Here is a 23,883-nt window from a genome sequence, read left to right as displayed (position 1 = left end):
TTGTTTGCTGCCGCTTAAGCGTCCATTTCAATACGCATTGGTGTCAAAATAGCACCTAAAGCGTCAGCTATGTATTCTTTTTCTCTGTCTTTATTTTCCGCAATAGCATTTACTAAAACACTACCAACAATAACGCCATCAGCACACTTACTAACCGCAGCAGCTGTTTTAGCATCTCGAATTCCGAAACCAACACCAATCGGCAAATCAGTTACGGCGCGCAATGAATCAACATGATCTTTGACACTATCGACATCTAATTCGGCGGAACCCGTTACACCTTTAACAGAAACGTAATACACATAACCTGACGCCAGATCACAAATTTTCTTAGCGCGCTCAGGTGTCGTTGTAGGTGATAACAAATAAATCAGATCAATTTCATTCTGCTGGAAGCATTCTACTACATCTGTCGCCTCTTCTGGAGTCAGATCAACTAATAAAATGCCATCAACACCAGCTTTATTTGCTGCATCGGCAAATGCTTGATATCCAAAAAACTCTATTGGATTCAAATAACCCATCAATACAATTGGCGTGTCTTTATCTGTCTCACGAAATTCCGCAATGACCTGTAAAACTTTCTTAACACTTGTGCCAGCAGCTAAGCTACGTTCACACGCCAATTGGATAACTGGACCATCTGCCATTGGATCTGAAAACGGCATTCCGATTTCAATCACGTCAGCACCGGATGCCACTAAAGAATGCATCATTGAAACAGTATAACCCGGTGCTGGATCTCCTGCGGTAATATACGGAATCAGCGCTTTTTTACCAGACTTCTTTAAATTTTCAAAACATTGTTTTATGCGGCTCATACTTCTATCCCATCTAATTCTGCAACAGTAAGAATATCCTTATCACCACGACCAGAAAGGTTAATCACAACAATTTGATCTTTTTCCATCGTCGCAGCCAATTTCATACCGTAAGCAACTGCATGACTTGATTCCAAGGCCGGCATAATTCCTTCTAAACGAGTTAAATCGCGGAAGCCCTCCATTGCCTCATCGTCATTGATCGCCACATAATTTGCACGACCGATATCTTTCAACCAAGCATGCTCAGGACCAACACCCGGGTAATCCAAGCCAGCAGAAATAGAGTGCGTTCCTATGATTTGACCATCATCGTCTGCCATCACATAAGTTCGGTTACCATGCAATACACCTGGACGCCCTGCACTTAAAGGCGCAGCATGTCGGCCAGTTTCAATGCCATCACCACCGGCTTCAACACCGTACATCACCACATTTTCATCTTCGATAAAAGGATGAAACATACCAATTGCATTTGAGCCACCGCCGACGCAAGCCACAACAGCATCAGGCAATCGACCTTCATGGGCCATACACTGAGCTTTTATCTCGCGCCCAATAACAGCCTGAAAATCTCTAACTAATTTAGGATAAGGATGAGGACCTGCCGCAGTGCCGATGATATAGAAAGTGTCATCTACATTGCCTACCCAATAACGCATAGCTTCATTTAATGCATCTTTGAGTGTTTTTGTACCCGACTCAACAGACACTACTTCCGCGCCAAGTAATTTCATTCGATAAACATTTAAAGATTGTCGGCGGACGTCTTCAGCACCCATGAAAACCTTACACTTTAAACCTAAACGTGCAGCAACAGTTGCAGATGCAACACCATGCTGACCAGCGCCAGTTTCGGCAATAATATTTGGCTTACCCATATGCTTGGCCAATAACGCCTGACCAATTGTGTTGTTTATTTTATGAGCGCCTGTGTGATTTAAATCCTCACGTTTTAGATAAATTTTTGCTCCGCCTGCTTTTTCTGTCAGACGTTCCGCAAAATACAGTGGTGATGGACGGCCTACATAGTGTGCTAAATCATAATCAAACGCTGCTTGAAACTCAGCGTCTTTAGATAAACGATCATACATTTTCGCAAGATCATCCAATGCAGACATAAGGGTTTCGGATACAAATACCCCACCATACGCACCAAAGCGACCATGAGAATCGGGTAAATCTAGATTAATATCTTTGTTATCCACATTTTGCTCCACTAATAAATTTTTGAACCTTGCTTTCGCTTTTGATGCCTTTAGATAACTCTACACCACCACTTACATCAACAGCGTAAGGTGAAACCCGTTCCACCGCTTCGGCAACATTTTCCGGAGTTAAACCGCCAGCTAAGACTATTGGCTTCGACAACTCTTCTGGAATTAAAGTCCAATCAAACTGCTCCCCCGTACCACCTGGAACGCCTGGCTTATAGGCATCCAACAATATAGCCGTTGCCGTTGAATACTGATCAACCAACGCGGCAATGTCATCACCTTCCTTTACTCGCAAAGCTTTCATGTAAGGGCGATTATACGAAGCGCATTCTACCTCATTTTCGAAGCCATGAAACTGAATAACCCAACGAGAGTTTTTACCTACAACAGAATCAATAATGGAGACATCTGCATCAACAAATAATGCAACAGGAGTAACAAAGGGAGGTAACTGTGAAACTATGGCGTTCGCCACATCAGGGGTAACATATCTAGGGCTCTTTTCATAAAACACAAAGCCCAAGGCGTCAGCACCATGTCGACACGCCATTAGCGCATCCTCTATATTTGTAATACCACAAATTTTAACGCGGCAAGTCATAAGATGGCTCTTCTATGTAAGGCAAAAAATGAGGCCCTAGAGGGGCTGTCGGCACATTAAAGGATTCTGGGTATTGTGCATCAACAAAATAAAGCCCATCTGGTGGTGCAGTAATCCCTCCTTGACATCGATCCTTTGCTTCTAAAACGTCTTTCGCCCAAGATACAGGCTTCTCTCCTGCACCAATCGTCATGAGCACACCAGCAAAATTTCTAATCATATGATGCAAGAAGGCATTAGCTCGAACATCTAAAACAATGTACTGTCCTAATTTCTGAACATTAAAGTTTAATACCGTTCTAATTGGCGTATTAGCCTGACATCCTACAGCACGAAAAGAGGTGAAATCATGAGTCCCCAAAAACACTTTAGCCGCTTCTTTCATCGCATCGGCATCAAGCTTTTTATAAGTCCAAGTCACTCCTTTTGCAAGAATCGCAGGACGAAGATCTGAGGAATAAATAACATATCGATAACGCCTGCTCACAGCACTAAAGCGAGCATGAAAATCATCTGAGACATTACGAGCAGCAACTATGGAAATATCGGATGGAAGGTAAGTATTAACCCCTAACGTCCATGCTCGCTCACTTCGCTCTACATCTGTTTCAAAATGAACCACTTGAGCACTTGCATGAACACCAGAATCAGTACGGCCAGCACAAATCACTTTGACTGGATGATTTGTGATAACCGCCAATGCTTTTTCTAAATTTTCTTGAACACTTGGAACACCAAATTTTTGCGCCTGCCAGCCCTTGTAGGACGAGCCATTATATTCAACAACGAGTACAACTTTTTTAGTCACTTGGGAACATTCGCTCCATCATATTTTGTGCTTCAGCAATTTGTTTTTCATTACCAGATTCGACAACATCTTCTAAGATGACGCGCGCGCCCTCTTCATCTCCCATATCCATATAAGCTCGAGCTAAATCCAATTTAGTTGCCACTTCATCACCACTGGCATCAAAGAAGTCAAATTCCTCTTCATCATCACTGACTTCTTTATCTTCCGCCGCTTCAGCTTCACCAAAGGCAGGCATTTCAGCTTCATCATCAGCTGATTGATTTTCAGCGAGAGTCTCCTCAATAGAATTAGCTAAAGAGTCATTAGACATACCACTAAAAATTGCAGACTCATCAACATCTTCTTGCTCGGAATCATCCAACAAATTAGAAACAAAAGACTCTTCTTCACTATTTATATCATCAGAATCTGTTAAAGCATCAACATCTTCAAGCTCCATAGTAGGAATATCAGCAGCAAACTCTTCTAAATCATTTTCTTCATTAAGGTCTATCGATGGTTCAGGTAAGTCATCAGTCTGCTCAAAAGCGGCAAACACATCTTCATCTGTTTCTTCTTCCTCTGTAGCACTTTCTAATTCAGTCTCTGGGTCTTCTGAGAAATCTGTATCTTCATTATCAACTAGCTCAGATTCATCTGTAGAAGAAAAACCTTCATCAAAAGAATCAAAGTGGTCGATATCATCTTCTTCATCAGCCACATCAAAATCAAAAGCGAATGGGTCTTCCTCTTCCACGTCCTCTTCTGAATCTGCTGTGTCAACAACTTGATCTGAGATCACTGGTGCAGCTACAGCTGCGGAAGCAGCCGCAGCAGAAAGATCAAACTCATCTTTTTGTGTAGCAGTAGACTCACCTACCACTTTACCTGAGCGACGCATGATCAAGCCGATTAAAAATCCAAAGAGCAACAAAACTACAGCGCCAATTGACACAATGATAGGGTTGCCGAATATTCTATTAACTAAAGAATCAGCCTCCGCTTGCTCTTTTTCACGGCGTATTTGGTCTGCTTCTAATAATTGATCAACCGTATTTTTCTGCTCTTGTAACGCCTGTTGAGCACTAGCGAATTGTTGCTGTAAATCAGCTAGCTGTTTATCTTTTAGAGTAATCAACCGCTCCAAGGTTGCTAGTTGTTCATTTAATTCGCCTAACTGACTAGAAAGCTCACCTTTCTCTCGTTGCTCTTTATCTAATAATTCTTGAGAAGCTGAAAGCTCAGTTTGCAATGAATTGATTGTGGCATTATTAGCTTCACCAGTATTGGAACTCGCAGTGGTTTCCGACAACAAACTTTGCCCTGAAGATAAGGTCAGTTTATCTTCGGATACTTCCGCTGTTGTCGCTGCATCTTTTGCATTCGCTTGCGTATTAAGTTGAGCCTGCTCAACACCACCAACACCATTAGAGGATTTCAAAGCCATCCAAGCATCATGTTGACGCTGAAATTCTTCTTGTGAAATGGTTTTATTAAAGAGCGCTATTTGATCCTGTGTTGGAAGCCTTAAAATAGCGCCTTCTTTTAAAAGGTTAATATTTTCTGAATAAAACGCATCTTTATTGAGGGCTTGAATCGCCATCATTGTTTGATAGATGGTTAATTGATTGGTAGGACGGTTTTGGTCAGCAATAGACCAAAGTGTGTTTCCTTTTACAACGTCTAATTGTCTTGCTGGAGATAACTTCTCTGCTTCAACTATAGCATCTCGGAAAACAGACCCTGTTACAGGAGCTTTTTCTGTAACACTTGAGCCAGAAACTGGTGCCACCTGAATCACTTCTTCTTGTGATTTTTCAACTAGAGCAGACTGATTGAGTGGTGTTTGGTACTCTCTAACGACTTGCCCACTTGGCCAACGTGCAGCCAAAATAAAGTGCAGCTCATCTGCATCCAATGGTGTTTCCGAAGAAACCTCAACGACTAACTCTCCATTTTCACGAGCCACTTCAAAACTCAATTGAGATAGCACTCTTGTCGGAGCAAACCCTGCTTGACGGAATTCACTCTCACTACCTAAACGAATCAGAATATCTTCACTTGTTAAAGCGCCGACATCAGAAAGTTCAATTCGACCACGATAAGGTTCATCCAAATTTGATTGAGAGGTTAACTCACCCAACTCCAATGCGTAACTGTTAGAAACATACAAAGCTCCTGAAACAGCAATACTAATGAGGGTTTTTCTGAGCATAATCTTCCCTTTATTTACAAAATATGGACGCGAATATATTAACAAGTATCTTACACAGGTAAGCATTTATCAATAGCTTTAGAATCAATGGTTTGCACTATAGTAAGGTGAATCACTAAAAAATCATTTTTAATGGTTAGGAAGCCCATTAATAATTCAAAAAACGATCACGATAATAAAAGCCCTGAACAAAATCTGCACCTATAGACCGAGCAAAAAACACATCTTCCTCACTCTCTATTCCTTCTAAGACCACCTTTTTCCCAGTCACATGAGCGAAATCTATTATCTTAGAAACAAACACCATGAAATTAACATCTGCACGCTTTTTCAAAACATACCGATCCAACTTAATCCATTCCACTAATTGCAACACAGAAACAGACAACATTGACTTAGGATTACACAAATCATCTAACGCAGTTTTTATCTGTAACTTATCGAATACCTCAATCATAGATAAACTCATAATAGCGTCACTCATCTCTGAGTTTTCAATAAGTTCAACCACAACCCTCTCTCGGCCTGTCTGCTCGATCAATTTAATAAAAGGATTATCTTCTTCTTTTTGACCTGAAGCATAAAATGCATCCTGATCAAGATTAACAAAAATTTTCTGCTGCCTTGATAAATAATCAAATTGGATTTTTTTCTGAGCAAGCTCAACTTGAAACAAAGATAACGGGCTATCATGCAAAGAAGCATACACATAATCAGGACGAATAAACTCTCCATTAGAGTCTTTAAATCGTGACAAAGCCTCATAAGCAAAAATATCGCCTGTTTTTAGCTCAACAATAGGCTGATACTCGACACCAAAGCGTCTAGCCTCTAGCAGTTCCAATAAAATCTCTTGCGACACGCGCCCCATCAAAAAACACCTAAAGAAGAATGGATCTCATTAAAGCCTATAGATTACAAAAAACACACCCAAATAACTATAATTTTCTTTTATTTCATGCAGTTAATGAAAATAAAGCAAAACAAAAAAAGCCCCGCTTACGCGAGGCTTTCTTAAGTAGTTCTGGGTTAAAGAGGGATCACATCATCCCGCCCATGCCACCCATGCCGCCCATGCCGCCCATATCAGGCATGCTAGCAGCTTCTTCTTTCGGCAGTTCAGCAATCATTGCTTCAGTTGTGATCATTAGACCTGCAACAGAAGCCGCCGCTTGAAGCGCAGAACGTGTAACTTTTGCTGGATCTAGAATACCCATTTCCAACATATCGCCATATTCGCCAGTCGCAGCGTTGTAACCATAGTTACCTTCGCCCTGCTTAACCTTATCGACAATAACAGAGGCTTCATCACCTGCATTAGTTACGATTTGACGCATTGGCGCTTCCATCGCACGTAGAGCAAGAGCAATACCAACATTTTGATCTTCGTTATCACCTTGCAGGTCGATAACTTTTGTCAAAGCGCGAACAAGTGCAACACCACCACCAGCAACAACACCTTCTTCAACCGCTGCACGAGTAGCATGAAGAGCGTCGTCTACACGAGCTTTTTTCTCTTTCATTGCTACTTCAGTTGCCGCACCAATCTTGATAACTGCAACTCCACCGGCTAACTTAGCTACGCGCTCTTGAAGTTTTTCTTTATCGTATTCAGAAGAAGAGTTCGCAATTTCTGCACGAATTTGCTCAACACGACCTTTGATGCTTGACTCAACACCAGCACCATCAACAATCGTTGTACTTTCTTTTGTCAAAGTAACACGCTTAGCCGTACCCAGTTGCTCAAGAGTAGTACCTTCAAGCGTCATACCCACTTCTTCAGAAACAACCGTTGCACCTGTTAGAATTGCAATATCTTCTAACATTGCTTTACGACGATCACCAAAGCCAGGCGCTTTAGCCGCTGCAACTTTAACAATCCCGCGCATACTGTTAACAACCAAGGTCGCCAATGCTTCACCTTCAACATCTTCAGCGATGATCAGCAATGGGCGAGATGCCTTTGCAACACCTTCCAATACTGGTAGCAGATCACGGATGTTAGAGATTTTCTTATCAACCAAAAGGATGAATGGATTTTCTAATTCCGCACTCATAGTTTCTTGGTTGTTGATGAAGTAAGGAGATAGGTAGCCGCGATCAAACTGCATACCTTCAACCACTGCAAGTTCGTCATCGAAGCCAGAACCTTCTTCAACAGTAATAACACCTTCTTTACCAACGCGTTCCATTGCCTCTGCAATGATCTTACCAACAGATGCATCAGAGTTAGCTGAAATAGTACCAACTTGCTCAACTGCTTTTGTATCTGCACAAGGTGTAGACAATGTGGCAATTTCCTTTACAACCGCTTCAGCCGCCTTGTCGATACCACGTTTAAGATCCATTGGGTTACGGCCTGCAGCAACAGACTTAAGACCTTCCGTTACTAGCGCTTGAGCCAAAACAGTCGCTGTTGTTGTACCATCACCTGCCACATCATTTGCTTGTGATGCAACTTCTTTAACCATTTGAGCACCCATGTTTTCGAACTTATTTTCTAGTTCGATTTCTTTCGCTACGGTTACGCCGTCTTTTGTCACAAGCGGTGAGCCAAAAGACTTTTCAATAACAACATTACGACCTTTAGGCCCAAGAGTCACCTTAACGGCGTCTGCAAGAACGTTTACACCTTTCAACATTTGTTGACGAGCGCTGTCTCCGAATTTAACTTCTTTAGCTGACATTCTGTAATACCTTTAAACTGTTTTAAATGTTACAAATCGAATATAAACTACAAAGAGAAACTAGGCTTCAACAATGCCGTAGATTTCTTCTTCTTTCATAATAAGTAGTTCTTCACCATTGATCTTCACTGTTTGACCAGAGTATTGACCAAACAACACAGTGTCACCAACGTTAACAGCAAGCGCTCTTACATCACCGTTGGATTGAATACGACCAGTGCCTACAGCCAAAACCTCGCCTTGCGTAGGTTTTTCTGTTGCAGATCCAGGTAGAACGATACCAGATGCGGTTGTTGTCTCTTCTTCTTTACGGCGAACAACGACACGATCGTGCAAAGGACGAATATTCATCAATCATTTTCTCCAATTTAAAACAATACCAGGAATCCCCTGGCAGGACTTATCTCGCTTACAAGCAAGAATCTCTATCGAGCTTTTATATACGGTTAGTAATTTAGAATTCAACCCTCTAAATTAAAATTATTTTTTATCTATTAAATCATTTTCCTCATTCACATATTCACCCTCAATGATTTCGCCATTTTCTTCGGATGAATAAGCCTGACCACCTCGCCATTGAGTACTTTTCGCCATCATGGAACTAATGAACTTTACAATAAGTCCAGCAGCAAACAGTTTTCTCAATGGCGGCACCAGTAACACAGCCCCCATTGCATCAGTAACAAAACCAGGAATTAATAAACACAAACCGGCAAAAATAAGCATTAGGCCTTCTGCGACTTCTGATGCGGGCAATTCACCACGGCGCATTTTCTCTTGAGCTTTTAAAGAGGTTTCTAAACCCTGCTTACGGATCAGAGTCACACCCAAAATAGCGGTAAGAAACACCAAACCAATTGTTGCCAACGCACCTATTTCACTACCAACTTGAATTAAGACAGTCATTTCGACGATGGGAACCAAAATAAATATTAATAAAGCAAATCTCATGAAAACCTTCTTTGTTTTATGCTTAAATCCAACAATCAACTTCTATCTATGGGCAAACTAGTGACTAATCAAGCAATGGAGCATTTTAAATCTCAAGTACTGCTTATTTTGAGTGAAATCCCCTCAGGAGAATACATCAGCTACGGTGAACTTGCTAAACAAGCAGGTTTTCCTGGCTATGCAAGACAAGTTGGCAGATTAATGAAACTTTTACCCAAGGACACTAAGCTACCTTGGTTTCGAGTAGTTAATTCTCAAGGGAAAATTAGCTTTGCAGAGAACACTGACGCTCACTTGAGGCAGCGCACAAAGCTTGAAGACGAAGGTTGGGTAATAGTTGGAAACAAACTAATGATCAATGAATTGACCAACTGCAAATAAAAGGAAAAATGATAAAAGGAGAGCCAGCCACAGCTCTCCTTTCGTAATAAGAACTTAGAAATTAATCTCTAAAGTTGGTAAATTGTACTGGCTGAGCAAGATCTGCGCCACGCAGCAACGCCATAACTTGTTGCAAGTCATCACGTTTTTTTCCGGTCACACGAAGTTGATCGCCTTGAATTTGAGCCTGGACTTTAATTTTGCTCTCTTTGATCATTTTGACGATTTTTTTGGCTTCATCTGTCTCAAGACCCTCTTTCATTCTTACTGCTTGAGAGGCACTCATGTTGCCTTTTTCTATGGCTTCTTTTTCTAAGCTTTTTAAATCTATACCACGCTTAACCAGCTTTTGATTTAAAATGTCAGACATTTGACGAAGTTGAGGCTCAGCCTCTGCTTCCATTACGACACTTGATTTGTCTTTAACTTCGTAACTTGCCTTAACACCTTTGAAATCATAACGTGTTGTAATTTCTCTATTGGCTTGATCAACCGCATTGGTGACTTCGTGCCAATCTAGCTCAGAGACGACATCAAATGATGGCATTTTTTTACTCCTTTGCATTTCCAATCATGTATTTTTGGAGCGATAATAGCAGGGATTGAAACAAAATACCTAATGGAACCTATTATGAAGAATACACCTTGGCTTATCGTAGGTGCCGGTGCTATAGGCCTTTTCTGGGCCTGTAAGCTACAAGTACTCGGTCACAAAGTACACCTCGTATACCGTTCAGAAAACCCAGGAAAAAAAATCACATTAGATTCCATATCGGATACCACGGAGCAAAATAAAAACATTAGGTCCGAGCATAAGATCAAAAGCTTTACCGCCCAAAAACTTTTAGAACAAGACAACATCGAAAACTACAACAAAGTCATGCTGTGCACTAAGTCCTTCGATTTAAAAAATGCTTTCTTACAAATCGCATCAAAAGTATCAGAAGACGCCGACATTGCCTGCCTATGTAACGGCATAGGCGCTCAAGACGAACTACAAAACACTTTATCGGACAATCAAACTTTATGGGCCGGCGTAACAAGTGAAGGCGTTTTAAAGCTAGATTCCAATCACGTAAAACACACTGGTCTTGGAGACACTTACTTTGGCCAATGGACACCTACATCCCCTGCGCGCATATTCCCTTTGAGTCATTTGACTGTCGCTAACATACACCAAAAAATTATCGAAAAACTCGCAGTCAATGCCACCATCAACCCTATGACTGCACTCTTTTCAATGCATAACGGCGACATTTTAAACGAAGAATATAAGCCTTTGCTTGAAGCAATAACTGACGAACTGGCTGGTGTTTTCTCTCACTCCAAATTTGATTATGTAGAACAAAGTCAACACTTAACTTCTGATAACCTAAAGAGTCGAGTCAATACCATCGCCCAACTAACTCGACTCAACCGCTCTTCAATGTATGAAGATATAAGGCAGAATCGCCCGACGGAAAATGAATTTATTTCTGGTTTTTTAATCAAAAACAGCCCCATTGAGCTCCCCATCCAAAAGCTACTCTACAACGGTATTGCCTTCCCAGAACTGCGCGAAGAAAGCAAAAAAAAGCTACTAAGTCTTACTTAGTAGCCTCTCACTAACAAACAAAAGTATCTTCAATAGAACCAAAAAATTGGCTAAATTAGAGTTTAGTTACTTTTTCTTTTGTTAACAAAATTTTCTTATCTTTATAAAGTGCACCCAAAGCTTTTTTGTATGTTGCTTTACTGACTTTAAATACGGCATAAATGGCTTCTGGTGAAGCTTTATCTGTTAAAGGTGATTCCCCACCCTGCGCATCAAGATAATCCAGAACATCATCAAGAATGTTTCGAACTTTTTTATAGCCTACTTCCTGAAGACTCAAATCTATCTTGCCATCTTCGCGCATTTGCTTAATAAAGCCAGTGGTTTTCTCACCTTTTCGCAACTGTCTAAAAGCATCCTCAAAAAACAGAACACCCCAGAATCGATTATCGATCACACACTTGAAACCGATATTGGTTTTATCACCAATCACAATAGACACTTTATCGCCTACACGATAAGGCGCTTCTTCTCTATTTAGTAGTGCATCGACCTTTGTCGTTGCAACAATTCGGTTGGTAATATTATCCAAATAGATAAAAAGCAAATGCGTTTCGCCCTCTTCTACTCGATTTTTTTGCTGACTAAAAGGCACAAGCAAATCTTTAGGTAAACCCCAATCGAAAAATGCGCCAACTTGATTCACGGCAATAGCTGTCAACGCTGCAAACTCACCAACCTGCGCCTTAGGAAAATCGGTTGTTGTAATAAGCTTGTCATCTGAATCTAGGTAAACAAACACTTCAATTTCTTGGTCTACCATAAGGTCTTTAGGAACATAGCGTTTTGGCAATAGAATTTCACCCAACTCTTCTGCATCCAAATAAACACCGAAATCTTTCTCTTTAATAACTCTTAATGTATTTAAGCGCCCAATTTGTGTGGCCATAATTTCTCCGGCAAATATTTTTTTCGCACTATACGCACTTCACAAGTAAGCGCAACAGGAACGCTTTTAGATTCTAAAATCAGTCATCATTCGCTTTCATACAATTCGCAAACATGTCATCTAGTTTAGCTTTGCCAAGGGATTCCATTTTATCAATATTTTGATTTGGGATTTCAGAGGTATCACCATAAAACTCAATCGCTTTATCTAAGCTATTTTCTCTTAATAGATGTAGCATAGGATAAGGCGAGCGATTTGTATAATTCGATACATCGTCTGGCTCAGCACCAGAAAAACAATAATCAGGGTGAAAAGTAGCAAGCTGATAAACACCTTCACAACCTTGATCAAACATCAAATCTTCCGCTGTCTCGACAAAATCCAAGTAGCGATGAAACCCTTTAAATAAAGTAGGAAAAATCAATAAGGTAGTTTCCGTTTCAGGATGCTCATCCAGCCATTGAACTTCTGCCATTAACTCCTCTAAAGCCACTTCCACTTTTTTAGAGCGAAGTACAATAAAACGAACCCTTTCCTTTTCTACTTCGCGCTTGGCAAATGGGCAAACATTCAACGCCACAATAAAATCTTTAACCCAACTCGTGGTTTGAGCAATGACTAACTCATCTGATAGCAACATAGCGCATCTTCTTATTAAATTATTTCAAGGTATTTTAGAGCAAAGCTTAGAGAGGGTCTAACATCAACACCTGAAAGCATGAGCAAATAAAGAAAAGAAGATCAAAAAGGCTACAAAAGAAAATGGCTACTTTCATGCAACATGAAAGTAGCCATTACTTAAGGAAGGTACGAACAAGTCCACTGGCTTCAGCGTATGGAAAAACCTTTATTATTCGAGGCAAGCTTCGCAGTCCAATATGAACATATTGGCAAGAAGCTTAACAAAGAATAAAAAGCGTTTAGCCCACGCCCTTCGGGTCTTTCAGAAGACTTATTCGCACCTTCCTTAAGCTTAAAACACTAACTATTTGTTCTCGATTTTGTACTCAAGAGACTTGAAGTGAACTTCACTAGTACCGTTTTTGAATTGGTTATACACACCTGCTTTGAAGTAGCTGTGCAAATGCTTCCAGTAGCTAATGTCATGATCAACTTTTGTTTCACCATTCACATTTATAAGCATTTTAGAATTACCAACTACGATATCAAAATGCGTTGGCGCTTTAGGATCAACCGGCCCCAAATCCAATTTGATGTAAGCATTCTTACATTCAGTCGTTCCTTTGTTACCACTCTTAGAGCCACAGTTAACAGCATTATTTTTGATGATTGCCCAATAATGATCTTTTTTACCACTACGCTCAGCTTCATAAACAACACGCATTAGTGGATGAGGGATATAACCTTCACCACTCGTACCGCGGGTGCTTTCACCATTACCACTATTATGAACTTGCAAGAATGTCATAGCATCATTTTTAGATTCACTATTTTTTACAGACTCGCGAGGATTGATTGGCATCAAGTCAGCAGTAAGATGATAGAAAGTGTTCGGTAAAGACGTGTCGAAGTTATCAAGAATGCGAACTTCGCTGCGGTTTTTATAACCTGTCATATTAAAAACAAGAGACTCGATCGCTTTATCCACATAAAAGTGCTCATTAACAACACCAGTAAAATCACTGTCTGTTGCTACTTCACTCTTATTACCGGATTTACCATTTGGATCGGATACTTGCAGTTTTGATTCCGCTAGAATTGGCTGATATTGGCTGTACTCAACAGGTGCAACACGATCTACAGCGAACACGGAACCACTAACTAAGATAGCAGTAGCAATGCTATTCATTTTGATTAAATCAAGATTCATTGAGTAATCCCCTATTTATTTTTATTAATTTCTTATGCCTAGTTATTTATCATACAAATAAATTTAACTGACAACTAGAAGCAATTGAAAAATTTTATGTCGCTTTTGCATCTTAATGAAGATTTATGGATTCTAATGGGCTTTCAATTTCGCAAGCAAAGAAAACAAGGTATCATTCACAGCTACTTAATATAAGCCTTTTGAAATGACATACAAACCAAGTCATTTTATTTATCCTGCTACAGAGAACTTACATGTCATTTGCTGAATTAGATCTGGATTTCACCATAGAACAAGCCATTAGCGACTTAGGCTTTGAAGAAGCAACAGAAATCCAAGAACAAGCTATCCCAATTGCACTTGATGGTTCAGACCTTCTTGCAACGGCACCAACAGGAACAGGAAAAACCATCGCTTTCTGCGCACCTGCAGTCCAACATATTCTTGACCGCGATGAACAATCCACAACTGCACCAAAGGTACTTATTCTCGCGCCTAGCCGTGAATTAGCTCGCCAAATTTTAAATGTGGTTGAGCAACTAACACAACACACACGTATAGCTTCACAACTTATTATTGGCGGTACGCCTTATGGTATGCAGCAACAGCAACTTAGTGAACCATGTGACATCTTGGTTGCAACACCAGGAAGATTAGTAGAACTAGACGAAAAGCAGTGGCTTGATTTAAGTGACGTATCTTACTTTGTCATCGACGAAGCAGATCGCATGCTAGACATGGGTTTTGTTAATGCAATTAATCACTTAGCAAAAGAGCTACCACAAGAGCACCAAACACTCATGTTTTCCGCCACATTGGAAGGCGAAAAAATGGGGCGTTTTGCCAGTACTTTGCTAAACAGTGACACACAGCAAATTCGCCTCGGTGAATCTTCTCGCACTGTCCCAAGCCAAATACGCCAAATCGCTTATCGTGTAGACAACGAAGAACATAAAGAAGCCGTACTAAAGCACCTATTAACACAAGAACGTGTACAACAAGCCGTATTGTTTGTTTCCAATCGTGAGCACGTGGATGTGTGGGTACAGCGTGTTCGTAATATGAACTTAATGTGTGATGGATTGCATGGCGAGATGAAACAAGGTGATCGCAGTGAGCACATGAAACAAATGAAGCGCGGGCGATTACAAGTGTTAGTCGCTACCGATGTCGCCTCTCGTGGTATCGATTTGCCTGAAATCAACACCGTGATTAACTTGCGCCTACCTCGTAAAGCAGACTCTTACATTCACCGCGCTGGCCGGGCATCTCGTGAAGGCGCACCTGGCGACTGCATATCTTTAATTGATATTAACGATCTTCCAATGATTGAAAAGATTCAGCGATTCATGCAAGCCAATATAAAGTTTGGACGTATTGAAGGTCTTGAACCTAAAACCAAAACACGCTCACCTAGCGCGAAGAAAGGCAAAAAGAAAAAAGCGCAGGTTAAGTCAGCCAAGAAAAGCGCCAAGTAATTTTTTGGTCATTCAGTGAATGGTTCAAAATTGGTAACGTAAAAACCAATAAAAAAGGCAACCTTATGATTGCCTTTTTTATTGCTCAAAAAACACTAAACTTCAGTGCTTTAATCAAATTTCAAAGTATGTAGTTTACGTTTAGCTTTTGTCTCTAAATACTGACGATTATGTTGGTTGACATGCACTTTCGTGGGTACGAGTTCAGCGACGTCAATACCATTATCCGTCAGCTGTTGAGCTTTATCTGGATTATTAGTTAATAACCTAACTTTAGAAACCCCCAACGCTTCAAGCATCTTGGCAGCAATACCAAAATCGCGACCATCATCAGGTAAGTGCAACATTTCATTCGCTTGATAAGTGTCATAACCTTGATCTTGCAGAGCATATGCTTCCAGCTTGGCGTACAAACCAATTCCTCGGCCTTCTTGACGCAAATACAGAATATAGCCACTTTCCTCATTCATGCGATCAATCGCCTCATCTAACTGCTCACCACAGTCACAACGACCTGAACCAAAAATATCGCCAGTCAAACATTCAGAATGCAATCGTACCAATGGAATATAATCTTCTGCTTTAGGCTCTCCACCTTTAAAGTAAATCCCTATATGTTCTTTGCCAGAATCATCTCCATCAAAGGAAATAAATTCGGCCATCACGTCTCCCGCCCTCACAGGAATCACTACCCGACGCTTAATTGTTAAATCACTCATACTGCTTCTCTTTATAGGGGCTTTTCTTCAATTGGTCGTCCATTTATTAGGTCATAAATTCATAATTCAATAGTCAGTTATAGTATAACATTTAATTCACAATAAATGCTTTAGTGGTAAAGCCGTACTTTCTTTTACGCTGCGCAACAGAAAACTAGACTGAACACCAGTAACACCAGGGATTCGTGTTAGTTTCCCTAATAAAAAATCATGGTAAGTTTCCATATCCTCCACCACAACCTCCAATAAATAGTCACAATTCTGCCCCGTCACCAAGTTACAGTTTCGAACTTCAGGGAAATCATTCACTTCTTCTTCAAAAACACTAAATCGATCAGGCGTATGCCTATCCATACTAATCTGAAGAAAAGCAGTCAGCTTTAATCCCAAGCTAGAGCGTTTTAAAATGGTTACTTTTCGGTCAATTACTCCACTTTCCTCTAATGCCTTCACTCTTCGCAAACAAGGAGAGGCGGAAAGCCCTACGCGATCTGCCAATTCCTGATTCGTCAAGCTAGAATCTTGCTGTAATTCTTGCAATATATTCAAATCAATTTTATCAAAACTCATATAAACAAACCTTAACAACCAAAATAATCAGATTACACGCAATATAATGCCATAAATATTGATTTATTCATAAAAAACGCAATCTTTTACTAAACAAAATTCGTTATGATAGAGACATAAGAAAGCACTTAACCAAGTGCATTTACATTAAAAAATTGAGCTTATCCGCTCTACCAATGAATAAGGGAAAGGTCATGACATCTTTTGATCATACTAAATACACGCCATTTAAATCAGTCGATATTAAAAATCGCACTTGGCCAGACCAAGAAATCACAGCCGCTCCGATTTGGTCTAGTGTAGATCTACGTGATGGTAATCAGGCATTAGTAGAGCCAATGACGGTAGAACAAAAGAAACAATTTTTCGCCCTACTTGTCGATGTTGGTTTTAAAGAAATTGAAGTCGGATTCCCTGCTGCCTCTCAATTGGATTTTGACTTTGTACGCTGGTTGATTGAAGAAGATCAAGTACCTGACGACGTTTACATTCAAGTATTGACTCAAGCTCGCCCAGAGTTGATCGAACGCACTTATGAGTCGTTGAAAGGCGCGAAAAAAGCCATAGTGCATGTTTATAATTCAACATCTAAAACACAGCGTGAGCAAGTTTTCCGCCTAGATAAAAACGGCATCAAAGACATTGCGGCAAAAGGCGCTCAATGCGTGAAAGATCATGCTGCAAAACACCCTGAAACAGAGTGGGTTTTCCAATACTCGCCTGAGAGTTTTACAGGCACTGAGACAGATTATGCCATTGAAGTCGTTGACGCTGTTACCAATGTTTGGCAACCAACGCCAGAAAAAAAGATCATTATCAATTTGCCTGCAACCGTTGAAGTCGCAACACCAAATCGCTTTGCTGACCAAATTGAATACTTCTGCCGCAACGTAAAACAGCGTGACAGCATGATTATCAGTTTGCACACACACAACGATCGAGGTTGTGGTGTAGCAGCAGCAGAGCTTGGTTTGATGGCTGGTGCTGATCGTATTGAAGGTACATTGCTTGGCAATGGGGAACGCACAGGCAATATGGATGTTGTGACCATGGCTATGAATATGTACAGCCAAGGCATTGACCCTAAATTAGCATTGGGTGATATGGACCGTATAATCAGTGTTGTTCAAAGCTGCACCTTACTACAAGTTCACCCTCGTCATCCATACGCAGGTGAATTGGTTTTCACTGCTTTCTCTGGCTCTCACCAGGACGCCATTAAAAAATGTTTGGCAAACCAAACAGACGACAAACCTTGGGATGTGGCTTACTTGCCAATCGACCCTCGTGATGTTGGCCGTAGTTATCAAGAAGTTATCCGTGTAAACAGTCAATCCGGAAAAGGCGGTGTTGCTTATACTCTTGAGCAAGAATATGGCCTAGCTTTACCTCGTTGGTTACAAGTTGAATTTAGCCCATTAGTACAAAGGTTTGCTGAAGAAGATGGCGGTGTTGTTGATGCTGAATCAATGAAGAAACTGTTCGAAACAAGCTTCATTACTGGTGAAACACCATTTAAATTAGGTAAATATGACTTAACCAAAGACGATGTTGATATAGTAAACGCTCAACTTATCAGTAATAACGGTAACGTTAGCATTTCAGGTGACGGCAACGGTGCTTTGTCTGCTTTCAGTGAGGCATTGGGTAAACACTTTGACATGCGGATTGATATTATCCAATATCAAGAGCATGCATTGACAGTGGGCAGTGATTCACAAGCTATCGCCTATGTTCAAGCAAACATCAATGGTGATCGCTTCAATGGCGTAGCAATAGATAACGATATCGTATCCGCCTCTATTCAAGCTTTGTTAGCAACAGTAAACCAAAAAGTGGCTTAACCTCTACTTTCCTCAATAAACAAAAAAGCCGAAGTATCATGTTTCGGCTTTTTTTATACGCTGTAAAGTGCATAATACTTTCATTGATATTCAAGCACTTTATTCTTTGTCTCCTAATAAAGCCGTATCAGCATATTTTAAAACTTCAGTATCTGTAAAATAGTACTCTTCAAAGATCGTAAAGTCTGGGGAGTCTGTTTCTTCATGTAAAACTGGCTTTTTTCAACTAAATGACGACAACGTTCAAAAATACCAGAAGCCTCATCTTTACTAATATTAGAAAAAATAACACCAAATTCTCTCTTACCTAAACAGCCTGCTAACCCCACATCTCTTAGGTTTTTCTTGATTCAATCAACCACCTCGGCTAAAACTTCACCTCCGGCAGCATACCCATAGATATCATTGATTGCTTTGAATTTATCTACTAAACGACGTCTCATATCTGAAATCCGCTTCATCGCCAACATTTTAGCCACTAGGATTTTCTGATTAATCGACTTTATAAGATAGTCACCACCAACCCGAATCCCTTGCTCTACGTCGTAGTCATTGGCGCTCGCACTCAGGAATATGATGGGAAACCACTCTTTTTGCTTTTCTTTCTCTTGAATTTCTCGAATCGCTTTTACTGTCTCGAAACCATTCATTTAGGGAATTGGCACATCGACCAACATCAAGTCAAGATCATGAGAGTAACGCATGTATTGTTCAATTACTTCTTTCCCATTCTGAACTTCTACAATCTGACAGCCCAATTCACCCAAATATAATTTTAAAAGCAAACAATCCGTGTTTGTATCATCAATACTTCATAAACTCGCCATCATGCCCTGAAGCTCATTTTTTACCTGTTGATACATAGCGATTAACTCCTGTATTTTAAGTACAAAATCAGGTACATCGCCATTACGAGTTTCTTGCTCAAGCTGAGCAGCCATCATAGACAATGAAATAGCACCTACGTTTTGACTAATCGACTTAAGACTATGAGCCACTTGAGCCACATTCTCGCAATCCATAATCAACATGTCGTTTAGAGACACCATAATTGGCTCTGCGTCTCCCAAAAAAGCATCTATTGATAAAGTAAAATCATTACCCAGCAATTGTTTTAAATTATTCAGTACTGTCTTATCAATAAGAACATCTGATATGGACTCAAAAGCAGAACTTTCTGCAGGAGCATTTTCATCCTCTAGATTATTTAACCCTCGCTCACTATCTGGCAGCCATTTGTTCAACATTTCAATAAATTCCTTTTGTTTGAATGGTTTTGGCACCAAACCATCGCCACCAGCCCGAAAAACTTCTGATAGCGCCTCTTGCTGAACATCTGCAGTCAATGCAAGAATAGGAACTCTTACCTTCTGGCTATTTTTTTCTGCTTGCCTAATGCTACGCATCGCAGCCAACCCATCCATAACAGGCATGTGCAAATCCATAAGAATCAAATCTGGCTGATGTTGTTTCCACATAGTGACACCAATGGCACCATTTTCAGCGTCAATGATATCAAAGCCCATCTTTCTCAAAATACCACAGGCTACCGCCATGTTAGCCTTCATGTCTTCAACAACCAGTATCAAGCCTTGCTTCGTGTTTTTTCTACTCTTGTGTGCTTCACCATCAGTTTCCGCCTCATTCCAATTATCATAAGCAATCTGATGACCGAGAAAATTTTCTGATACAGCTTGAATCAGCCCTTGTTTAAGAACGGATCCACTCATCGGTTTTGGAATACAAACATTCACTCCAGCAGCCGACAAAGCATCTTGAGACAAGGAATCAGCGGATGAGGTCATTAAAATAGTCGGCTTGTAATTAGATACACTGATGTTTCGAATAAGTTTAGAAAGCATTAAACCGTCTAGTTCAGGCATCATATAATCTAGAACAATAATCTGATACGGCACGCCTATTTTAATTGCTTGCTCTATCCTAGTGAGACCATATAACGGATCTACTTCTAGGTCAGCATGAATGTCGCAAGCTTTAAGCTGGTTCTTCAGTATAGTTAAATTAGTTTCATTATCATCTATCACCAAGGTTTTTTTCGCGACCAGCAGCACCTCATCATCCATTTTTTCAATATTAGAAATAGCATGACTCTCTGGTAAAGATAACGTTACAGTGAAAGTAGAACCAACGCCCTCTTCACTAGATAAAGAAATATTCCCTCCCATTAATCCTGCCAGTTGCTTTGTAATCGCTAACCCCAACCCTGTCCCACCAAATTTACGTGTTGTGGAACTGTCAGCCTGTACAAAGGCATTAAATAAATGAGGCTGAATTTCTGTAGCAATGCCCACACCAGTATCAATCACACTCATACTAATTGTCGCAATACCTTGGGAATCCATACTCCCTTTGATAGACACTAAAACATGGCCAGTATGAGTAAACTTAATAGCATTACTTACTAAGTTAATGAGAACTTGTTTAATCCGGAATGCATCACCTACAACGAAACGCGGACAACTATTATCAAACTCGATGAGCAAATCTATGTCTTTCTCTTCTGCTTTTAGCATTAAGAGGCGTGCGACATCGTAAACAACTTTCTCTAAATTGAAATCCTCTCTTTCAATTGAAAGATGCCCTGCTTCTATTTTCGAGAAGTCCAATATGCCATTAATTAGCTCTAAAAGACTTTCTCCAGAGTCTCTTAATACTGCAAGGTTTTGTCTTTGCTCAGAGTTTAAGGAAGTATCTGCTAATAATTCCGCCATACCCAACACCCCATTGAGAGGCGTTCGGATTTCATGGCTCATCGTGGCAAGGAAGTCGCTCTTAGCTTTACTTGCTGAAATGGCTCGATCACTGGCTTCACGTAATACGACTTCGGTTTCTTTTCGAGAGGTAATATCCATGTTAACGCCAACAATGTGGGAAGGCCTTCCAGCTTTATCATAGATAATGGTTGCATTCGATTTTAAATAGCGTAGCTGGCCATCTTGACGAATGATTTTGAAGTCCGTATCCAAGTGATCTGATTGGTCTAGCGCATTGTCGTTATTGATGAAATATCCACCATCTTCCCCCAAATTCACAAACGCGCTTTTTAAACGTTCTCTATCTTCAGGGTAAACACACTCTGTCCAAACTTGATAAGGCGGCTTTCGCTCTTCTTTATTGAAGCCATACAGACGATACATCCAATCATCCCAGTGAAGAGTATTATTTTTCAAATCCACTTCCCATACACCAATGCCTGCTGTATCCGTCGCAATTGATAAACGCAAATGAGTGTCTATCATTTTTTGCTCAACTTCTAATCGCTCACTAACGTCTCTTACATGGCCAATGTAACCACCAAAGCTCCCATCAGAGTTATTAATCATGCTGCCAATAGTTTCAGAATGAAAAACATTACCTTCACTATTTTTGTAACTCACTCTGTAGCGGTTAAAGACATCCTGAGATATTTGATTATAAGCCACTCCCTTTTCAACAAAGTCATTTTCTTCCGCATAGAGCATTTGCGTACTCTTACCAATAACATCGTCTTCCTGATAACCAAACAACTCAGAAAAAGCAGGGTTGATCATTTTAATTTTACGATCGTTACCAACCAATATGATCGCTTCGGGAGCATGGACAAATAGGGACTCGAACAAAGACTTTTGTTCTACGAGCTCTTTTTCTTTTTGAATTTGCTCAGTTTTATCTTGGAAAGAGATAACGACACCTTCCACTTCTCCAAACTCAGAACGCATGACAACACAACTGTATTCACATACGAAAATCGAACCGCCTTTCTTATTAAAATATTCGCCTCTGGCCGAACAACTTTTACCATTCAGTAAGCTATTCTGTATTGGATTCTCGCCTAAAGAAAATGGCAGCCCATTTTTGTCACCATGAGAAAGCAACTCAATCACATCATGCGAAATTAACTCTTTCACAGAGTAACCTAAGATATGGCAAGCAGCCGAATTAGCAAATGTAATCTTGCCACTTATATCAACCCCCAAAATACCTTCATGTACTGCCTCTAGGATCAGTCGTTGCCGTTGTGTCACAACGCTCAGATTCAGTTCATCCTGATATCGAGTAATCTCATTGCCAACCCACTGTGCTAGTAATTTCATTACTTCATAGTCATCATCACCAAAAGGTTGTGATTTAGGCTTAGGGCTTGAAAAGTTCAGCGTTCCCCAGCGCTTTCCTGCCACATATACAACAACACCTATATAAGCTTCTAATCCAAAGCTCTTATAGCAAGGATGTTCTTTGATATCGCTTATGGCTGTATGAAAATACGAGGTAGGAGCATCGCTCTTAAGTGTATGAATACAATATGTTCCATTCAAATCAAACTTTGTTCCAGGTAAGACCTCACCACCTGGGGTTTGACTGTATTCAACATAATAATTATCGCCTTCGATACGGCTAATTAAACCTATGGGTAAAGAAAATTGCTCAACACCCACTTGTAGAATACTTTGAAGCTTTTCATCATGCGACAACTCAAAATTGGCCGTTACTTCATGAAGCCTTTTTAACGTATTCAAGGTTCGCTTTTGAGAAGTAATATCCTGCATGCATAAATACAAGCCCATTACTTCTCCATCATTAACCCTTGGAACGTACGAGGCATTGATAAACCTCAACTCACTATCATCACCTTGCTTTAAGGCGTATTCAAATTTAACAGGAACACCGGATAATGCTTTCCTTACATTATCTTCTGTAGCGCTGCAAATTTCTTCAGGCATCATGTCTTTGACATGAGTGCCAACAGCATCTTTTGAGGGAAGGGAGAGTTTTTGAGCATAAGCATCGTTAATAAAGTCATAGTGTAGCTCTTGATCTACTAATGCGATGTAAGTCGGAATTTTATTATTCAACCTAGGAAGGTCTGTATGGCTCACTTGATCAGGGTCTGACTGCTGGTCTGAAGAGTCCATTTTGGAAGAAAGCAATGAAGCAATAATACTAGTCAGAGAAGCAAGATGTTTATCAAAGTCCTCTGGATCGAGTGAACACGAACGATCGTTCAACACAATGACGCTTGCATCAACATCTGCTAAAGGCTCTATAACACAGCAAGATATAGCCTTCCCTTCTAAGGGGTAAATTGCTTTCAGAGCAGGATCTTCAGCCTTCAAACAACGAATGGCAGGCAAGGCATACAGGGCCTTGAAAATACCTATTAACTCATCAGATGAAATGTCATGAATGCCACCAGAAAAAGCAACAGACTCAGAATTAGAAACGACTCCCACACAGGTCCCCCCTAAAAGAGACCTTGCAACTTCTAAAGAAGCAACTAAACCTTCCATTTGCTCA

At 40.4% G+C, this 23,883-nt stretch carries 22 protein-coding genes; 4 read left to right on the top strand and 18 right to left on the bottom strand.

Features of this window, described 5'->3' with window-relative positions; all coding sequences use genetic code 11:
* Window positions 1–14: 14 nt before the first annotated feature.
* The 9 genes from trpA to ABFY09_RS05015 all read right to left on the bottom strand — a co-directional run bounded on the left by trpA (window position 15) and on the right by ABFY09_RS05015 (window position 9,282).
* Complete coding sequence (trpA, locus tag ABFY09_RS05055) at window positions 15–821, bottom strand: tryptophan synthase subunit alpha (RefSeq protein ID WP_347983210.1); 807 nt, start codon at window positions 819–821, stop codon at window positions 15–17.
* Complete coding sequence (trpB, locus tag ABFY09_RS05050) at window positions 818–2,029, bottom strand: tryptophan synthase subunit beta (protein ID WP_347983209.1); 1,212 nt, start codon at window positions 2,027–2,029, stop codon at window positions 818–820. The genes trpA and trpB overlap by 4 nt, the downstream gene beginning before the upstream one ends.
* Complete coding sequence (locus tag ABFY09_RS05045) at window positions 2,022–2,639, bottom strand: phosphoribosylanthranilate isomerase (RefSeq protein WP_347983208.1); 618 nt, start codon at window positions 2,637–2,639, stop codon at window positions 2,022–2,024. Before ABFY09_RS05045 ends, trpB begins: the two co-directional genes overlap by 8 nt.
* A complete protein-coding gene (gene truA, locus ABFY09_RS05040) occupies window positions 2,623–3,447 on the bottom strand; it encodes a tRNA pseudouridine(38-40) synthase TruA (RefSeq protein WP_347983207.1) in 825 nt (274 codons plus the stop codon). The genes ABFY09_RS05045 and truA overlap by 17 nt, the downstream gene beginning before the upstream one ends.
* Window positions 3,440–5,644, bottom strand: a complete 2,205-nt coding sequence (locus tag ABFY09_RS05035) for a FimV/HubP family polar landmark protein (RefSeq protein WP_347983206.1) — start codon at window positions 5,642–5,644, stop codon at window positions 3,440–3,442. Before ABFY09_RS05035 ends, truA begins: the two co-directional genes overlap by 8 nt.
* Before the next feature lie 148 nt (window positions 5,645–5,792).
* Window positions 5,793–6,515, bottom strand: a complete 723-nt coding sequence (locus ABFY09_RS05030) for an EAL domain-containing protein (protein WP_347983205.1) — start codon at window positions 6,513–6,515, stop codon at window positions 5,793–5,795.
* Window positions 6,516–6,684: 169 nt separating this feature from the next.
* A complete protein-coding gene (gene groL, locus ABFY09_RS05025; protein ID WP_347983204.1) occupies window positions 6,685–8,331 on the bottom strand; it encodes a chaperonin GroEL in 1,647 nt (548 codons plus the stop codon).
* Between the two features lie 60 nt (window positions 8,332–8,391).
* Window positions 8,392–8,682 carry a co-chaperone GroES gene (locus tag ABFY09_RS05020; protein ID WP_317005984.1) on the bottom strand — a complete coding sequence of 97 codons (291 nt, stop codon included), beginning with the start codon at window positions 8,680–8,682 and terminating at the stop codon, window positions 8,392–8,394.
* Between the two features lie 129 nt (window positions 8,683–8,811).
* Window positions 8,812–9,282, bottom strand: coding sequence for an FxsA family protein (locus tag ABFY09_RS05015; protein ID WP_347983203.1), 471 nt, complete (start codon window positions 9,280–9,282; stop codon window positions 8,812–8,814).
* 60 nt (window positions 9,283–9,342) lie between these two features.
* Between ABFY09_RS05015 and ABFY09_RS05010 the strand changes: the two genes are divergently transcribed.
* On the top strand, window positions 9,343–9,663 hold the full coding sequence (locus ABFY09_RS05010) for an MGMT family protein (protein WP_347983202.1): 321 nt from the start codon (window positions 9,343–9,345) through the stop codon (window positions 9,661–9,663).
* 61 nt (window positions 9,664–9,724) lie between these two features.
* Here ABFY09_RS05010 and ABFY09_RS05005 read toward each other — a convergent pair whose 3' ends face one another.
* Entirely contained in the window at window positions 9,725–10,210 is a 486-nt protein-coding gene (locus tag ABFY09_RS05005) for a YajQ family cyclic di-GMP-binding protein (RefSeq protein ID WP_347983201.1), read from the bottom strand.
* Between the two features lie 84 nt (window positions 10,211–10,294).
* Here ABFY09_RS05005 and ABFY09_RS05000 point away from each other — a divergent pair, with 84 nt between their 5' ends.
* Window positions 10,295–11,257 (top strand): 2-dehydropantoate 2-reductase, encoded by a 963-nt coding sequence (locus ABFY09_RS05000; RefSeq protein ID WP_347983200.1) that lies wholly within the window; start codon window positions 10,295–10,297, stop codon window positions 11,255–11,257.
* Window positions 11,258–11,312: 55 nt separating this feature from the next.
* Here ABFY09_RS05000 and ABFY09_RS04995 read toward each other — a convergent pair whose 3' ends face one another.
* From ABFY09_RS04995 to ABFY09_RS04985, 3 genes are all read right to left on the bottom strand, one after another.
* Window positions 11,313–12,146: a S1-like domain-containing RNA-binding protein gene (locus ABFY09_RS04995; RefSeq protein ID WP_347983199.1), complete on the bottom strand. Its 834-nt coding sequence runs from the start codon at window positions 12,144–12,146 to the stop codon at window positions 11,313–11,315.
* 79 nt (window positions 12,147–12,225) lie between these two features.
* Window positions 12,226–12,786, bottom strand: coding sequence for a DUF1415 domain-containing protein (locus ABFY09_RS04990; protein ID WP_347983198.1), 561 nt, complete (start codon window positions 12,784–12,786; stop codon window positions 12,226–12,228).
* Between the two features lie 345 nt (window positions 12,787–13,131).
* Window positions 13,132–13,977, bottom strand: a complete 846-nt coding sequence (locus tag ABFY09_RS04985) for a polysaccharide lyase family 7 protein (RefSeq protein WP_347983197.1) — start codon at window positions 13,975–13,977, stop codon at window positions 13,132–13,134.
* 254 nt (window positions 13,978–14,231) lie between these two features.
* On the opposite strand from ABFY09_RS04985, the gene ABFY09_RS04980 reads away from it, so the two are divergent.
* Window positions 14,232–15,455 (top strand): DEAD/DEAH box helicase, encoded by a 1,224-nt coding sequence (locus ABFY09_RS04980; RefSeq protein ID WP_347983196.1) that lies wholly within the window; start codon window positions 14,232–14,234, stop codon window positions 15,453–15,455.
* A gap of 110 nt (window positions 15,456–15,565) precedes the next feature.
* On the opposite strand, the gene ribA is transcribed toward ABFY09_RS04980, so the two are convergent.
* Complete coding sequence (gene ribA / locus ABFY09_RS04975; RefSeq protein ID WP_347983195.1) at window positions 15,566–16,174, bottom strand: GTP cyclohydrolase II; 609 nt, start codon at window positions 16,172–16,174, stop codon at window positions 15,566–15,568.
* Window positions 16,175–16,270: 96 nt separating this feature from the next.
* Complete coding sequence (locus ABFY09_RS04970) at window positions 16,271–16,744, bottom strand: Lrp/AsnC family transcriptional regulator (protein WP_347983194.1); 474 nt, start codon at window positions 16,742–16,744, stop codon at window positions 16,271–16,273.
* Window positions 16,745–16,938: 194 nt separating this feature from the next.
* Here ABFY09_RS04970 and leuA point away from each other — a divergent pair, with 194 nt between their 5' ends.
* Window positions 16,939–18,588, top strand: coding sequence for a 2-isopropylmalate synthase (leuA, locus tag ABFY09_RS04965; RefSeq protein WP_347983193.1), 1,650 nt, complete (start codon window positions 16,939–16,941; stop codon window positions 18,586–18,588).
* Window positions 18,589–18,938: 350 nt separating this feature from the next.
* On the opposite strand, the gene ABFY09_RS04960 is transcribed toward leuA, so the two are convergent.
* The 3 genes from ABFY09_RS04960 to ABFY09_RS04950 are packed head-to-tail and all read right to left on the bottom strand — an operon-like array spanning window position 18,939 to window position 23,876.
* On the bottom strand, window positions 18,939–19,238 hold the full coding sequence (locus ABFY09_RS04960; protein WP_347983192.1) for a hypothetical protein: 300 nt from the start codon (window positions 19,236–19,238) through the stop codon (window positions 18,939–18,941).
* A complete protein-coding gene (locus ABFY09_RS04955) occupies window positions 19,239–19,373 on the bottom strand; it encodes a hypothetical protein (RefSeq protein ID WP_347983191.1) in 135 nt (44 codons plus the stop codon). It lies immediately after the preceding gene.
* Between the two features lie 27 nt (window positions 19,374–19,400).
* Window positions 19,401–23,876 carry a PAS domain S-box protein gene (locus ABFY09_RS04950; protein ID WP_347983190.1) on the bottom strand — a complete coding sequence of 1,492 codons (4,476 nt, stop codon included), beginning with the start codon at window positions 23,874–23,876 and terminating at the stop codon, window positions 19,401–19,403.
* Window positions 23,877–23,883: the final 7 nt, after the last annotated feature.

This window comes from Marinomonas sp. 5E14-1, from assembly GCF_039939215.1.
Classification (GTDB): domain Bacteria; phylum Pseudomonadota; class Gammaproteobacteria; order Pseudomonadales; family Marinomonadaceae; genus Marinomonas.
This window is presented reverse-complemented; position numbering and strand designations above follow the sequence as displayed.